This is a genomic window from Pseudomonas brassicacearum (assembly GCF_009601685.2).
Taxonomy (GTDB): domain Bacteria; phylum Pseudomonadota; class Gammaproteobacteria; order Pseudomonadales; family Pseudomonadaceae; genus Aquipseudomonas; species Aquipseudomonas kilonensis_B.
Map to the genome: position 1 here is coordinate 2,596,779 of NZ_CP045701.2, position 14,401 is coordinate 2,611,179.

Genomic DNA, 14,401 nt, shown 5'->3' on the forward strand with positions numbered 1-14,401 from the left:
AAAATGAGGGTGACCAAGGCCCAGGCCCAGGCAAATCGGGAGCACATCGTCGAGACGGCGTCTGTCTTGTTTCGCGAGCGAGGTTTTGACGGCGTGGGTGTGGCGGACTTGATGGCGGCCGCCGGCTTCACCCATGGCGGGTTCTACAAGCATTTCGGTTCCAAGGCCGACCTGATGGCCGAAGCGGCAGCCAACAGCCTTGCGCAGTCGCTGACCGACAATGCGGGCATCGACGTGCCTGGTTTCGTCGATCTTTACGTGTCCAGGGACCACCGTGACGGCCGGGGCGGCGGTTGCACCTTGGCGGCACTGTGTGGCGATGCTGCCCGTCAATCGCCCGAACTGAAGGCCACCTTTGCCAGCGGCATCGAAAACACGCTGGCCGCGCTCGAAAGCCGGTACGAGACCGAGCAAGACGCGCCGCAGGAAGCGATCAGGGCCAAAATGCTCGACATGTTGGCCCATGCCGTCGGCGCGATCATGTTGTCACGGGCCTGCCCGGACGATTGCGCGCTGGCCGATGAAATCCTCGAGGTTTGCCGCGCCCAGATCATCGCATCACTGCCGCCATCGCCCGTGACGCAGCCTTAGTGATCATTTGTTTCATGAGAACGTGCTTCCGCTGGACTTGTGTAGGAGCTGCCGAAGGCTGCGATCTTTTGCCTTCGATTCAATTGCCAGTGGAAAGATCGCAGCCTCGTTGCACTCGACAGCTCCTACACAGATCCCTGTAGGAGCTGCCGAAGGCTGCGATCTTTTGATCTTGATCTTTCGCTTTTGATTCAATTGCCAGTGGAAAGATCGCAGCCTCGTTGCACTCGACAGCTCCTACGCAGATCCCTGTAGGAGCTGCCGAAGGCTGCGATCTTTTGATCTTGATCTTTCGCTTTCGATTCAATTGCCAGTGGAAAGATCGCAGCCTCGTTGCACTCGACAGCTCCTACACAGATCCCTGTAGGAGCTGCCGAAGGCTGGGATTTTTTGATCTTGATCTTCGCTTTCGATTCAATTGCCAGTGGAAAGATCGCAGCCTCGTTGCACTCGACAGCTCCTACACAGATCCCTGTAGGAGCTGCCGAAGGCTGCGATCTTTTGATCTTGATCTTCGCTTTCGATTCAATTGCCAGTGGAAAGATCGCAGCCTCGTTGCACTCGACAGCTCCTACACAGATCCCTGTAGGAGCTGCCGAAGGCTGCGATCTTTTGATCTTGATCTTTCGCTTTCGATTCAATTGCCAGTGGAAAGATCGCAGCCTCGTTGCACTCGACAGCTCCTACACAGATCCCTGTAGGAGCTGCCGAAGGCTGCGATCTTTTGATCTTGATCTTTCGCTTTCGATTCAATTGCCAGGGGAAAGATCGCAGCCTCGTTGCACTCGACAGCTCCTACACAGATCCCTGTAGGAGCTGCCGAAGGCTGCGATCTTTTGATCTTGATCTTTCGCTTTCGATTCAATTGCCAGGGGAAAGATCGCAGCCTCGTTGCACTCGACAGCTCCTACACAGCGCTCCTACACAGCGCCTACAGGAGCTCCCTCGCCGGTCCTATAGCGACGCCCTGACCACCAGGGGGCAATCCACCGGCTGGGCGCCCGTTACCTCGAGGTTCTCGATCAGGTGTCGGGCCGCCTGGCGACCGATCTCGTAGTACGGCAGTTGTACAGTGGTCAGTGGCGGGATGAACAGTTCGGCGATGCCGATCATGTTGTCATAGCCGAGCACCGCAACATCGTCGGGAATTTTCAGGCCGCGGCCCAGCAACAGCTGATAGGCGCAAAAGGCGATGCGGTCGTTGCCGCAGACCAGGATGTCGAATTGCGGACGCCCGTCGATGATGTGCCGGTCGAGAATGGCGGCGGTTTCACCATAGGCGTCGTGATCGGAAAGGTCGTATTGCAGGAGTGCCTCAGGCGCCAGGCCGACGGCCTGACAGGCACGTTGCAGGCCCCGTTGGCGCAGGCCCCAGGCCAGACTCTTCCTCGGCAAATTGATACACAGCGGACGCCGATAGCCTTGGCTCAACGCATGCTGCATGGCTCGATGCTGCCCGGCTTCATCATCCGGCACATAACTGACCAGGTGGCTGTCATCGGCCAGGCAATTGGCGAGCACCAGCGGCTTGCTCTTGAGTCGCTCGGGAATGCTCACCTGGCGCAATCCCATGGCACTGAAGATCAACCCGTCGGGACGGTGCGACAGCATCAGGTCGATGTTCTGGTCGGTGGGCGGGTTGCTCAACAGATTGAGGATGAAGACGTTCCAGCCTGCCTGCTGCGCGGTCTGTTCGATGGACAGCAGCAACTCGACGGCAAACGGCGTTGTCGCGGTGTCCAGTGCGAACACTCCGATGGTGCGCGCCTGCAGGTTGTCGCCGCGCATCCTGCGCGCCGACAGGCTCGGTACGAATTGCAGTTCATCAATGGCGCGACGTACCCGCTGAAGGGTTTCGGGGCTCAGTTTTTCCGGCGTGTTGAGCGCGCGCGAAACCGTCATCAGGGATACGCCGGCCAGCTGTGCAACGTCTTTCACGGAAGTCATGCGAAGTGCGGCCAGTCAGGTTGACGCAGAATCATGACACAGGGTCCGGGCTTCTCGCGACTCGAATGAAGGTACTCACAGCCAGCCCGAGTCCAGCGGCCATGCCTTGGGGATGGCGACGCGCCCGCCCGTCCCGTTCGCCAACAGTTTCACCCCGAGGCTGTCGGGCCGCGGATAGACGCGGCTGCTGAAGCTGAAGCGGCCGTTTTCCTCAAACACCTCGATGGACGAGCGATCGAGAAATACCCGCAGCTGCAGTTGCGTTTGCGCCGGGTCTATCGTGACGCTGCGCTGACCGCTCACTTGCGCACCCGAACGGCTGCGATCGAGCACCAGGCGTTGCAGTGACGCGTCGTAATAAAGCAGGGTTTGTTCCTGCTCATCGGCACTGCAGCGCAAGGCGATGCCCAGATGGCCTTCGGTGCAACCGAGCAGATCCAGATGCACATGGATTTCCAGCCTGTCGCCGTTCACTTGCGGCACCCAGCGGCTGCCCGACTCGCCCCACGGCGTGATGCTCGGCAGTGGCGCCTGACGCAGCGCGGTCAGTTCCCGTGCCGGGAACACGCCAAGACGATCGCCCTGAAGTTCAAGCTCGCGGGGCAGGCCGAGCATGCCGCACCAGTGATGGGCCTGGCTCGGCATCGGGCTTTCCCACATGTCCAGCCAGGCCCACATCAGGCGCCGACCATCGGCGGCCTCCAACGTTTGCGCAGCATAGAAATCGTGGCCGTTATCCAGTTCGATGAACGGCCCGCCGCTGAAGTGCCATTCGCTGTCGAGCCGGCCGATGCGATAACCGGTCTGGTACTTGTTGAGCCGTTCGTAACCTTCAGGTTGCATGCCCTGGGGGGAATACAGCAGCACGTCGCGCCCGTTGAGGCGAAACAGGTCCGGGCATTCCCACATGTAGCCATCGACCTCATTGCCGCTGGACACGTAGTCGAGGAACTCCCAGGTGCGCAGGTCGGTGGAGCGGTACAGCGGCAGCAGCGGTTTGTCGCCCAGGCGCGCGCCGGCAATCAGGAACCAATAGCCGTCCTCCTGCCAGACCTTGGGGTCGCGAAAGTGCATGATCGTTTCTTGCGGCGCGTTCTCGATGACGGCGCCATGCTTGACGAACCGGATGCCGTCGTCACTGGTGGCCAGGCACTGGACCTGGCGGATAAAGCGTTCGTCACCCACTTCTCCCAGCCAGGTGTGCCCGGTGTAGATCAGCGCCAGGGTATCGCCACACACCACCGCGCTACCGGAAAAACAGCCGTGGCGGTCGAAGTCATCCCCCGGCGCCAGGGCAAGGGGCAGATGCTGCCAATGGACCAGGTCGACGCTCTTGGCGTGGCCCCAATACATCGGACCCCATTTGGCATCGAAAGGGTGGTGTTGGTAGAACACGTGATATTCGCCACGGAAAAACACCACCCCGTTAGGGTCGTTCATCCAGCCAGCGACAGGCGCCAGATGATAGTCAGGTCGATAATCGTCGATGACGCGAGACTGACCTTCACTCAGCGCCTGCTGCGCATGTTCAAGGGGGGAGGGCATGGGGGCGTTCATGGCATTCACGGACACAGTCATAGGGCGCCTGCTTTTGGCGAGCGCTGCGGGGCGTCCTCCGGGAGGACTTCAATAACAGCAGGATGGCGTCTCAAGGCAGTGCCATCCGCATCGAACAGGTGCAGGCTGCCGAACGCCAGCTGCAGTTCAACCCGATCGCCCACTTGCCATCCGGCGTTGACCTCGCAGCGACAGATCAACGGTTCATCCTCGCCGGACTCCAGGTGCACGTAGGTTTCGCTGCCCAGGTATTCGACCCCGACCACGACAACCCCAGCGCTGCCGTGCGCCGCTTTGAGCGACACGTGTTCCGGGCGAATCCCCAGGGTCAGCGAGCTGTTCGCCGCCAGGTGGGCGCTGTCGAAGGGCAGGGGCGTCATGCCCAATAGAGGGCTGTCGATCTGGCTGGTTTCGCCTGGGGTGTGCAAGCGCGCCGGCAGAAAGTTCATCTTGGGCGAGCCAAGGAAACCGGCGACAAAGCGGCTGGCCGGACGCTCATAGAGTTCGCGCGGCGAGCCGACCTGCTCGATGCGGCCGCCATTGAGCACGACAATCTTGTCGGCCAGGGTCATCGCTTCAACCTGGTCGTGGGTCACGTAGATCATGGTCGAGCCCAGTCGTCCATGCAGCCGGGCGATTTCGTTGCGCATCTGCACGCGCAGGGAGGCGTCGAGGTTGGACAGCGGCTCGTCGAACAACAGGATGTCCGGTTCCCGCGCCATGGCCCGGCCCATGGCCACCCGCTGGCGTTGCCCACCCGACAGTTCCCGTGGCTTGCGTTGCAGCAGTTTGTCCAACTGCAGGATTTGCGCGGTTTTCAGCACCCGCTCGCGCAGGCTGGTCTTTTCGGTCTTGGCCAGTTTGAGGCCGAAGCTGATGTTGTCGTAGACGCTCATGTGCGGGTACAGCGCATAGGACTGGAACACCATGCCGACGCCACGCTCGCGCGGTTCCAGGTCATTGACCCGGCGTCCGTCGATCAGCAGGTCGCCGTCACAGATCGAATCCAGTCCGGCGATCAGCCGCAGCAAGGTCGACTTTCCGCAACCCGAAGGGCCGACGAACACCACGAATTCACCCGCCGAGATTTCCAGGCTGACGTCGCGAAGAATGCGTGTGCCGCCCAGTTGTTTGTTCACGTTGTCCAGCTTCAACTTGATCACGATGCTGTTCCTTTCTTGTCTGTGTTGGGCCTCAACCCTTTAACGCGCCGGCAGTGAGGCCGGAAACGATGCGGCGCTGGAAGATCAGCACCAGAATCACCAATGGCACCGTGACCAGCACCGACGCCGCCATTAACAAGCCCCAGGGCAATTCATGGGGGCTGCCGCCGGAAATCAGCGCGATGGCGACCGGGACCGTGCGTTGCGAGTCGGTGAGGGTGAAGGTCAGGGCGAACAGGAACTCGTTCCAGGCGGCGATGAAGGCCAAAAGCCCCGTGGTGACCAGTGCCGGCCAGAGCAGCGGCAACAGCACGCGGGTCAGCGTGACCCAGGGTGACGCACCGTCCATGATCGCGGCCTCTTCCAGCTCATGAGGCAGTTGGCCCATGAAGGTGGTCAGCACCCAGACGGTGAAGGGCAGGGTGAAAATCGTGTAGCTCAGGATCAACGCCCAGGAGGTGTTGTACAGGCCCAGGGCACGGATCACCTCGAACAATCCCGACAGCACTGCGACTTGTGGAAACATCGAGACGCCCAGGACCATCATCAACACCACGCCGCGTCCGCGAAACTTCACTCGGCCCAGGGCATAGGCGGCGGTCAGGCTGAGGAACAGCGCCAGCGCGACCACGCTCAGCGCCACCACCAGCGAGTTGCCGATGGCCCGCAGGAACGAGGCCTGGCTCAGCACGGCGGCATAGTTGGAGAAGTCGGGGCTGTCGATCCAGTAGCTCACCTGGAACAAGGCGCTGGACGGCTTCAGCGACGTCACGATGGCGTAGTAGAACGGGAAGACCGCATACAGCAGCAAGATCCCGATCAGGCACCAGAACCCGGCGCGCAGCAGGGTTTTTTTCAGCAGGCGCGGGCTCATGAGCGAACCTCCAATTGACGGCGTCCGAGGTACAGGTACGTCATGGCGATGACCGCCACGACCAGGAACAGCAAGGTCGAAGCGGCGCTGCCGTAACCCACGTCCTGGAATTCCACCAGATGCTGGCGGGCATAGACCGACATGCTCATGGTGCTCGATGAGTTAGAGGTCAACACATAGATGACGTCGAACACCCGCAAGGAATCGAGAATGCGAAAGATCGCCGCCACCAGCAAGGCCGGCATCAGCAGCGGCAGCGTGACCCACCAGAACACTTTCACCGGGTGAATGCCATCGACCCTGGCGGCTTCGTAGCAGTCGCTGGGCAACATCTGCAAGGCCGCCAGCATCAGCAGCGTGACGAAAGGCACGGTCTTCCAGACGTCGACGATGATCACCGCCCACATCGATAGGTCTGCATCGGCCGTCCAGGCCAGGGGCGCATCGATCAGGCCGAGGCCGAGCATCAGGTGATTGATGATGCCGAACTGGTCGTTGAGCATCCATGACCAGATTTTCGCCGAGACGATGGTCGGGATCGCCCAGGGGATCAGGATCAGCGCCCGCACCAGGGCGCGTCCGCTGAATTGGACGTTCAGCAGCAACGCCACCAACAGCCCCAGGACGATCTCCAACCCCACTGACACCACGGTGAAATGCAAGGTGTTGCGCACCGCGTTCCACCACTGTGGATCGACCAGGATGCCTGACCAGCCGGTGCTGCTGTGCAACAGATAATTGCTCAAGCCGACAAAGGTTGCATCGCTTGTGTCGGCCAGGCTGGCGTCGGTCAGGCTGAACCAGAATGTGCGCAGCAGCGGCCAGGCCGCCACCAGGGCCAGGCACAGCAACATCGGGCTCAGGAACAGCCAGGCGGCGCGAACGCGACGGCGTTGTACCGGCGTTTCCCGTGTGAGCAGGTACTCGTCGTCGCCGGGGGCGAGTGTCGTGGAGACAGACATGGTGATTTCCTTCCTTGTGGCTTACCAGTTCCGGCGTTTGATGCGCGTGAGTTCGCTTTCCAGTTCGGCCAGCGCCTGATCCACCGGCCGTTCGCCCGCCAGCACGCCGTGCACTTGATCGAAGAAGGCATTGGAGACGCGTGGATAGCGGTCGGCGGTGATTGAAGCGGGGCGCATGACCCCATCATTGAGGATGCTGCGCAGTTGGCTGTAGTACGGCATGGCCGCGAGCAACTCGGGATCCTGGTAGAGCGACTCGATCACCGGGTTATAGGCGCCAACCAAGGCGCGGTGTTTCTGTTGTTGGGCGCTGCTCAGGTAGCTCACCAGTTCGGCGGCGAGCTTGGGGTTGGCGCTGTAGCGCGACACTGCCAGGCCCCAGCCACCGAGGGTGGACGCGTGGGTGCCCGTCGCGCCGCCGCGGGGCAGGGGAGCGACGCCGACCTTATCCTTTACGATGCTGTCCTGGCTTTGCACCAGGGCCCAGACATAAGGCCAGTTACGCATGAACAGCGCATTGCCCGACTGGAACACGCCGCGTCCTTCTTCCTCGGTGTAATTGAGCACGCCACGGGGGGCGATGTCTCCGACCCAGCTTTTGGCCAGGGTCAACGCCGCCCTCGAGGCCTGGCTGTTGACCACGATGTCGCCTTGCGCGTTGACCAGCCCACCTTGCGGCTGGCTGCTGATCCACTCCAGTGCGTTACACGTCAGGCCTTCGTAGGCGCGTCCCTGGAATACATAACCCCAGGCATTGGCGTTTCCGGCATCGCGTTCGGCCTGCTGGACAGCCCTGGCAGTCGTGGTCATTTCTTCCCAGGTCTGGGGCACGGGCTTGTTGTACTTCTCGAGCAGGTCCTTGCGGTAATACAGCAGCCCCGAGTCGGTGAACCACGGCATGGTCACCAGGCGCCCGTTCACCGTGGCGTTATCCACCTGGGCCTGGAAATAACCCTGGGTCGCGTTGGCAGGAAGCACCTCGCGCAGGTCCATCAAGTGCTTGGCCAGCATCCCCGGCCACACCATGTCGATCTGGATGATGTCGATGTCGCTGGATTGCGCACTGAGGATCTGCTGGTAGAACGACAACCGCTCGGTCGCCGAGTTAGGCGTGGAAACCACTTCGACGCTGTTGCCGGTCTGCTTCGACCACGCTTCGACGGCCTCCTTGCAAAGCTGCAATTCAGCGCCCACGGCACCGCAGGAAATCGTCAGGCTGGCGGCTGTGGAGAGGGATGGAAACCCGACGCACAGGCCGAGCAATGCCGCTGGAAGGAGCGATTTGAGCTGTTTCATAAAGCCCTCTTTATTTTTGTTTTTAGAAAAGTTAACGTTAACATCGCCAAATGTAGCAGTGTATTTGCGATCAGGCATCCTTTTTTTGCTCAGGTTTGACAATTCAGAGCCAGGGCGAAAAAGGCCGGTCGCGGCAACAGAACAATAAAAACAAAACAGGGAAATTCCACATGCAGAAAGCATCAAGCTGGCTACTCGCAAGCGTGCTCGGCGCCGCGGCGACCGCTTCTCAGGCCGCAACGCTGGAAGAACGCATGGCCGCGTTCGAGGCCCGTGCCAGCGCAGCGGAAAAACGTGCCGCCGCCGCCGAACAGCAAACCCAGGCGCTCGCCAGGGAACTGCAACAAATCAAACGCGCCACGCCCGCCACACAACCGGTGGCGTCCGCCGCTACGGTCCCCACGCTCGATGCCCGTCTGGCAAAACTCGAAGCCAGTCAGCAAAGTTCAGAGAAGCAGGGCAGTGGCGCCCACCTCACCGACGGCTTCAGCTTCAAGGGCTACGCCCGTTCGGGGTTGCTGATCAATGATGGGTTGGGCGGTGGTCGTGGCGGTCCGTACACCACCCCGGCCGGTTCTGTGGGTGGCGCTGTCGGGCGACTCGGTAACGAGGACGACACCTACATGCGCATCGACCTGTCGAAAGAGCTGTACGCGCAGAACGGCACCCGCTCCAAGTTCACGGTGTCCATCGCCGATGGTGTGGAGAGCTCCAACGACTGGACCGCCGAGGAAAGCAACCTGAACGTGCGCCAGGTGTTTACCGAGCTCGATCACCTGGCGGCCTTCAAGGGCAACTCGATGTTCGAAAATTCCACCCTGTGGGCCGGCAAGCGCTTCGACAGGGACAATTTCGACATCCACTGGCTGGACTCTGACGTGGTCTATCTGGCCGGCACCGGCGGTGGCATCTACGATGTGCAGATGACCAAGGACTGGCGCTCGAACTACTCACTGATCGGTCGCAACTACGGGGATTTCAGCGAGGGTGGCGTCAATGCCGATGTGGAGAGCTACATCCTGACCTCCAACCAGTTTTTCGACGGTGGCCAGTGGCAGTGGATGTTCAACGCCATCGGCTCGAAGAAAAACGACTTCGCTACCCGCACCAATGAAGCGGGGCTGACGCCAGCCGATTCCGGCTTGCACGCGATGGTCGCCAATCACCAGAAAAACTTTTTCGGCCGCGAAGGCTTCTTCAAGACAGCGCTGCTCTATGGCCAAGGGTTAGGGGCAGAGGTCAAGAACGTTGGCTCGGATGGCGAACTGATCGACGACGCCCGTGCCCTGCGTCTGGCGCTCTACGGCGAGACCCCTATAGCGTCCGGCTGGCGCATCGGCCCAAGCCTGCTGGCTGAACAAAGCAAGGATCGCTACGTCAAGGGTGACGACTACCGCTGGATGACCCTGAACGTGCGGTTGGCCAACGAAATCAACAGCAATTTCGAGATGGCCTACGAGATGAGCTGGCAAACCATGCAGCTGGACCCCAAGGGCTACCTGCAACGCAATGCGGTCGACGGTAACTTCTGGAAGTTCACGGTCGCCCCGACCTTCAAGCCTGACCTGGGCGATCTGCTCACGCGCCCTGAGCTACGCCTGTTCGCCAGCGTCATGAACTGGTCGTCGGACCTGGACCGGTACAGCACCACGGACTCCTTCGGCAAGACTGACTTCAACGCCGGCGGTGTCTGGCAGTACGGCATCCAGATGGAAACCTGGTTCTGATGCCAGCCAGTTGAAACCGGTGGGAGCGGGCTTGCTCGCGAAAGCGGTGGGTCAGCCTGGACAGGTGTTGGATGTACCGCCGTCATCGCGAGCGAGCTCGCTCCCACTGGAACTGGGGCTATCGGAGCGCATTTAATGAACCCGGGCCCGTCCCGTCATGTCACTCGTTTGTCAGAAACGAAAACAGGACGGACCCTCTGATGCGACCTATCGATCTCACCAGCCTCTCCCTTGCCGCGCTGCTGTGCGTGGCCTGTTCAAGCCAACCGCCCGCTACATGGAGCTACGCCGACGCCCAGGCACGAGCCAATCTTCCCCCCGACCAAGCCTATCCCGAACTCTTTGAAGCGGTGCAACGCGAGCAGGTGTTCCCCGACCAGAAGCATTTCGTGGACGCGCTGCCCAACCGTGATCCAGCGCAGATCCGCGCCGATTACCTGGCCCGACGTAACAGCGATGCCTTCGATATCAAGGCCTTCGTGAAAGACAATTTCATCGAATCCGGCGCAGCTGAAAGCCCGGCACCCAAGCCCGGCGCTCCGATCGAGGAGCACATCGACAGTCTCTGGCCGATACTGAGCCGAACCTACAGCCAGGTGCCGGCCTATAGCAGCTTGTTGCCCTTGCCGCAGCCCTATGTGGTGCCCGGCGGGCGTTTTCGCGAGATGTATTACTGGGATTCGTATTTCACCATGCTGGGGCTTGAGCAGAGCGGTGATAAGGCCCAGGTCCGCCAGATGACCGACAACTTTGCCTACATGATCGACACCTACGGCCACATTCCCAACGGCAATCGCACCTACTACCTGAGCCGGTCGCAGCCGCCATTCTTTGCTTACATGGTGCAGTTGCAGGCGCGTATCGAAGGTGACCAGGCCTATGGTCGATACCTGCCCCAGTTGCAGAAGGAGTATGCCTATTGGATGGAAGGCGCCCAGGCACTCAAGCCCGGCGCGGCTGAGCGACATGTGGTCAAGCTCGCCGATGGCAGTGTGCTCAACCGCTATTGGGATGCCAGCGCGACGCCTCGACAGGAATCCTGGTTGCAAGATGTCAGCACCGCCGAGCAGGCGCCGGACCGGCCCAAGGAAGAGCTCTGGCGTGACCTGCGCGCCGGCGCCGAAAGTGGCTGGGACTTCAGCTCGCGCTGGTTGGACGATGGCCAGAACCTGGCGAGCATTCGTACCACCGCTATCGTGCCCGTGGATCTGAATAGCCTGATCTATCATCTGGAAAACACCATCGCCAAAGCCTGCGAGACGGTGCAGAACACCCCTTGCGTCCAGGCTTACGGCCGGCGCGCCGAACTGCGCCAGCGTGCCATCGAGAAGCACTTGTGGAATGCCGACAAAGGCTTCTACGTGGACTACGACTGGCAACGCAACCAGCAGCGCCAGCAGCTCACGGCCGCGACGCTGTTCCCGCTGTATACGGGCCTGGCGTCTGTCGAGCATGCCGATCGCACCGCCGATGCGGTACGCAATGGCCTGTTGCGCCCCGGCGGCATCGCCACCACCCAGGTCAGCAATGGCCAGCAGTGGGACGAGCCCAATGGCTGGGCACCGTTGCAATGGGTGGCGGTGGAGGGGTTGGACCGATACAGGCATACCGCCCTGGCGCAGCAAATTGGCAGCCGCTTCTTGCAGCAAGTCGAAAACCTCTACCGCAAGGAGAACAAGCTGGTGGAGAAATACGATCTGTCCGGTCGCGGTGACGGCGGGGGAGGCGGCGAATATGAACTGCAGGACGGCTTCGGCTGGACAAACGGGGTGACGCTAAAGCTGCTGGGTAAATATGGCGAAGCTTCCCCAAGGCTTGTGGGTGAGTAAATGCCAAAGGCCCCTGTGGGAGCGAGCGCTGTGTGAGCTGTCGAGTGCAACGAGGCTGCGATCTTGCCCCAGACCATTGAGTCGAGAGCGAAAGATCAAGATCAAAAGATCGCAGGCTTCGCCAGCTCCTACAGAGTCCAGCGGGGCTGCGATCTTGCCCCAGACCATTGAGTCGAGAGCGAAGGATCAAGATCAAAAGATCGCAGGCTTCGCCAGCTCCTACAGAGTCCAGCGGGGCTGCGATCTTGCCCCAGACAATTGAGTCGAGAGCGAAAGATCAAGATCAAAAGATCGCAGGCTTCGCCAGCTCCTACAGAGCCCGGCGGGGCGGTGCGACGTTTCGCTGAATCCCCTCGCCACAGGGAGCCGTTGTGGGCTGGCTATTCATGCACCGTCACCCGATTGCGCCCGCTCTTCTTCGACGTATACAGCGCCTGGTCCGCCCTGGCGATCAGGTCGGCGTGGTCGTTCGAAGGTTGGCTCAGGTCGGCTACCCCCAGGCTGATGGTGAAACGGATGACCTGGCCGTTGTAGTGCACTTGCAGCGTCTCGGCTGCCTTGCGCAGGCGCTCGGCGAAAATCCGGGCGCCGGCCTTGTCGGTGTCCGACAGCACCACGCCGAACTCTTCTCCGCCATAACGCCCGGCGACATCGGCGTCGCGCACATGCTCGCGCAGTAGTTCGGCGACGTGCTCGATGACCTTGTCTCCGGCCTGGTGACCATAAGTGTCGTTGACCTGCTTGAAGTGGTCGATATCGAGCATCACCAGGCTCAACGTGTTGCCGTAGCGCTGGTGGCGGGCGTAGGCGGCTTTCAGGTCGCCTTCCCAGTGACCGCGGTTATACAACCCCGTCAGTCGATCCGTGCTGGAGAGTCGTTGCAGTTGTGCATTGGCGGCCTGGAGCTGATGCCGGTTGGTGGCGACGTCGGTGACGTCATAGATCACCAGGCAGATATGCTTGATGGTGTTGTCGGGCGAGCGCAGCGGCAGCAGCGTGGTGTTCTGGTACATGAACGCTTCCTGGCCGGTGATCGGCTGGTAGCTCTTGAACCGGATCAGGTACGGGCGCTGTTCCCAGACCGTGAACGCTGGCGTGCCCAGGGTCGCGACACTTTCCACCTTGCGGCTGAACCATTGGCGATCGATTTCAGGGAACAGGCTGAAAAAATGCTGATTGTGAGCATCCTTGGGCTGCACCCCGGAGCGGTTCTCCATGAAGGTGTTCCAGACCTGCACGCGGTACTCGCGGTCGAGCACCACGACACCGACGTCGATGCTCTGAACGATGGCCAGCAACCAGTGAAACTCGTTCAGATCGATGGAATCGTTCATGGCTCAGTTCATCAGGTAGGCGAGTTTGTGGGTCAACCGTTCGATGGAGTCTTCCGTGAACAGCAGCAAGAGGTCGAAGCGAATATCGTGCCCTTCCAGGCTGTAGCTGATCTCCACCGCCAGGGTCTTTTTCCAATGCTTGCGGTTGACCTGGATCAGTTCCTCGATGGCCGCGTGCTGGCCGAGAATCTGCGGATGGCCCTGGGAAAACACCACATCGATCTGCTCGGCAATGCTGCTGAGGCACGCACCGATCAAGACGCTGGAAAGGTCCAGCAACATTTCCAGGTCCGAATAATCGGCGCTCTCGCGCTGCATCAATTGCGCGATGTCGGCGATTTCCGAGTCATGGAATATCAGCAGGGCTTCGCCGGCAATGCCGCTGCCGATGAAACCCTGGCAGATGGCCGTGAGTTGCTGGGAGCTGCCGACGTCGTTGAGCGCCATGTGCAGTTCACCGACCTCGAGGATGTTCACGTTCGGCACCGGCAACTGCACAAAGACCCCCAATACCTTGGCGATCAGGGCCGCCGCCCGGCCGATGGCAACGTTGACCGTCTCGCGGAACACATCGTGAAAACTGATGGCCGCGTTCGGGGCCGAACGGTTCGGCAGTGGCACCTGGCCGGATGGGGTCAGTAGCCCCAACCGGGTGAGGGTCTGGCGCAGTTCGTTTTCGTCGAAAGGTTTTTTCAGGAATGCCAGCGCGCCCAGCTCAAGCACGCGGCGCACCGCCTCGTCCTGGACGTCACCGGAAATCACGATGACTTGCGCCTTCAAGCCTTCGGCGCGCAAGGCGCTCAACACCTGGTAGCCATCCATCTCCGGCATGGTCAGGTCGAGCAGCACCACTTGCCCCAGGCCCTGGCGTATGGCGTCCATGGCCTGGCGCCCGTTGACCGCCTCGGTGACCGAAACCGGCCAGTCTGTGGGCAGCGCGCGCAACACCTGTTTGCGCGCCATGTTGGAGTCGTCACACACAACCAGGGGAATCAACGACACAGGGACGTCCATTGGCGTTCAATGGCTGGGAAGGTCCTACATACATCACTCATAGGCTGGCAGGGGCCCTTTGCTTAACGAACAGGATTTATCAGGTATTACGTCCTGCATCAAAGACC

Annotated in this window: 11 protein-coding genes; 3 read left to right on the top strand and 8 right to left on the bottom strand. The window is 60.9% G+C overall.

Annotated elements, in window-relative coordinates; all coding sequences use genetic code 11:
* The first annotated feature begins 3 nt into the window (after positions 1–3).
* On the top strand, positions 4–591 hold the full coding sequence (locus tag GFU70_RS11440; protein ID WP_058546120.1) for a TetR/AcrR family transcriptional regulator: 588 nt from the start codon (positions 4–6) through the stop codon (positions 589–591).
* A 954-nt stretch (positions 592–1,545) separates the two neighbouring features.
* Here GFU70_RS11440 and GFU70_RS11445 read toward each other — a convergent pair.
* From GFU70_RS11445 to GFU70_RS11470, 6 genes are all read right to left on the bottom strand, one after another.
* Positions 1,546–2,538, bottom strand: a complete 993-nt coding sequence (locus GFU70_RS11445; protein ID WP_058546119.1) for a LacI family DNA-binding transcriptional regulator — start codon at positions 2,536–2,538, stop codon at positions 1,546–1,548.
* A gap of 75 nt (positions 2,539–2,613) precedes the next feature.
* Positions 2,614–4,116, bottom strand: a complete 1,503-nt coding sequence (locus GFU70_RS11450; RefSeq protein WP_193034290.1) for a glycoside hydrolase family 32 protein — start codon at positions 4,114–4,116, stop codon at positions 2,614–2,616.
* A complete protein-coding gene (locus GFU70_RS11455; RefSeq protein WP_153388051.1) occupies positions 4,113–5,258 on the bottom strand; it encodes an ABC transporter ATP-binding protein in 1,146 nt (381 codons plus the stop codon). The genes GFU70_RS11450 and GFU70_RS11455 overlap by 4 nt, the downstream gene beginning before the upstream one ends.
* 31 nt (positions 5,259–5,289) lie before the next feature.
* Positions 5,290–6,132, bottom strand: a complete 843-nt coding sequence (locus GFU70_RS11460) for a carbohydrate ABC transporter permease (protein WP_153388052.1) — start codon at positions 6,130–6,132, stop codon at positions 5,290–5,292.
* Complete coding sequence (locus tag GFU70_RS11465; RefSeq protein ID WP_153388053.1) at positions 6,129–7,094, bottom strand: carbohydrate ABC transporter permease; 966 nt, start codon at positions 7,092–7,094, stop codon at positions 6,129–6,131. Before GFU70_RS11465 ends, GFU70_RS11460 begins: the two co-directional genes overlap by 4 nt.
* 21 nt (positions 7,095–7,115) lie before the next feature.
* On the bottom strand, positions 7,116–8,390 hold the full coding sequence (locus GFU70_RS11470) for an ABC transporter substrate-binding protein (RefSeq protein ID WP_058546115.1): 1,275 nt from the start codon (positions 8,388–8,390) through the stop codon (positions 7,116–7,118).
* Positions 8,391–8,560: 170 nt separating this feature from the next.
* Between GFU70_RS11470 and GFU70_RS11475 the strand changes: the two genes are divergently transcribed.
* On the top strand, positions 8,561–10,117 hold the full coding sequence (locus GFU70_RS11475) for a carbohydrate porin (protein ID WP_116642472.1): 1,557 nt from the start codon (positions 8,561–8,563) through the stop codon (positions 10,115–10,117).
* 200 nt (positions 10,118–10,317) lie between these two features.
* Entirely contained in the window at positions 10,318–11,946 is a 1,629-nt protein-coding gene (treA, locus tag GFU70_RS11480) for an alpha,alpha-trehalase TreA (RefSeq protein WP_153388054.1), read from the top strand.
* A 380-nt stretch (positions 11,947–12,326) separates the two neighbouring features.
* Here treA and GFU70_RS11485 read toward each other — a convergent pair whose 3' ends face one another.
* Positions 12,327–13,280, bottom strand: coding sequence for a diguanylate cyclase (locus tag GFU70_RS11485; RefSeq protein WP_058546112.1), 954 nt, complete (start codon positions 13,278–13,280; stop codon positions 12,327–12,329).
* Positions 13,281–13,283: 3 nt separating this feature from the next.
* Positions 13,284–14,294: a response regulator gene (locus GFU70_RS11490; RefSeq protein WP_058546111.1), complete on the bottom strand. Its 1,011-nt coding sequence runs from the start codon at positions 14,292–14,294 to the stop codon at positions 13,284–13,286.
* Positions 14,295–14,401 lie beyond the last annotated feature (107 nt).

What these genes read in the sequence shown, in the direction of transcription:
- GFU70_RS11440 (WP_058546120.1), top strand. Translation starts at nt 4, where the DNA reads ATGAGGGTGACCAAGGCCCAGGCCCAGGCAAATCGGGAGCACATCGTC.
- GFU70_RS11445 (WP_058546119.1), bottom strand. Translation starts at nt 2,538, where the DNA reads ATGACTTCCGTGAAAGACGTTGCACAGCTGGCCGGCGTATCCCTGATG.
- GFU70_RS11450 (WP_193034290.1), bottom strand. Translation starts at nt 4,116, where the DNA reads ATGACTGTGTCCGTGAATGCCATGAACGCCCCCATGCCCTCCCCCCTT.
- GFU70_RS11460 (WP_153388052.1), bottom strand. Translation starts at nt 6,132, where the DNA reads ATGAGCCCGCGCCTGCTGAAAAAAACCCTGCTGCGCGCCGGGTTCTGG.
- GFU70_RS11465 (WP_153388053.1), bottom strand. Translation starts at nt 7,094, where the DNA reads ATGTCTGTCTCCACGACACTCGCCCCCGGCGACGACGAGTACCTGCTC.
- GFU70_RS11470 (WP_058546115.1), bottom strand. Translation starts at nt 8,390, where the DNA reads ATGAAACAGCTCAAATCGCTCCTTCCAGCGGCATTGCTCGGCCTGTGC.
- GFU70_RS11475 (WP_116642472.1), top strand. Translation starts at nt 8,561, where the DNA reads ATGCAGAAAGCATCAAGCTGGCTACTCGCAAGCGTGCTCGGCGCCGCG.
- treA (WP_153388054.1), top strand. Translation starts at nt 10,318, where the DNA reads ATGCGACCTATCGATCTCACCAGCCTCTCCCTTGCCGCGCTGCTGTGC.
- GFU70_RS11485 (WP_058546112.1), bottom strand. Translation starts at nt 13,280, where the DNA reads ATGAACGATTCCATCGATCTGAACGAGTTTCACTGGTTGCTGGCCATC.
- GFU70_RS11490 (WP_058546111.1), bottom strand. Translation starts at nt 14,294, where the DNA reads ATGGACGTCCCTGTGTCGTTGATTCCCCTGGTTGTGTGTGACGACTCC.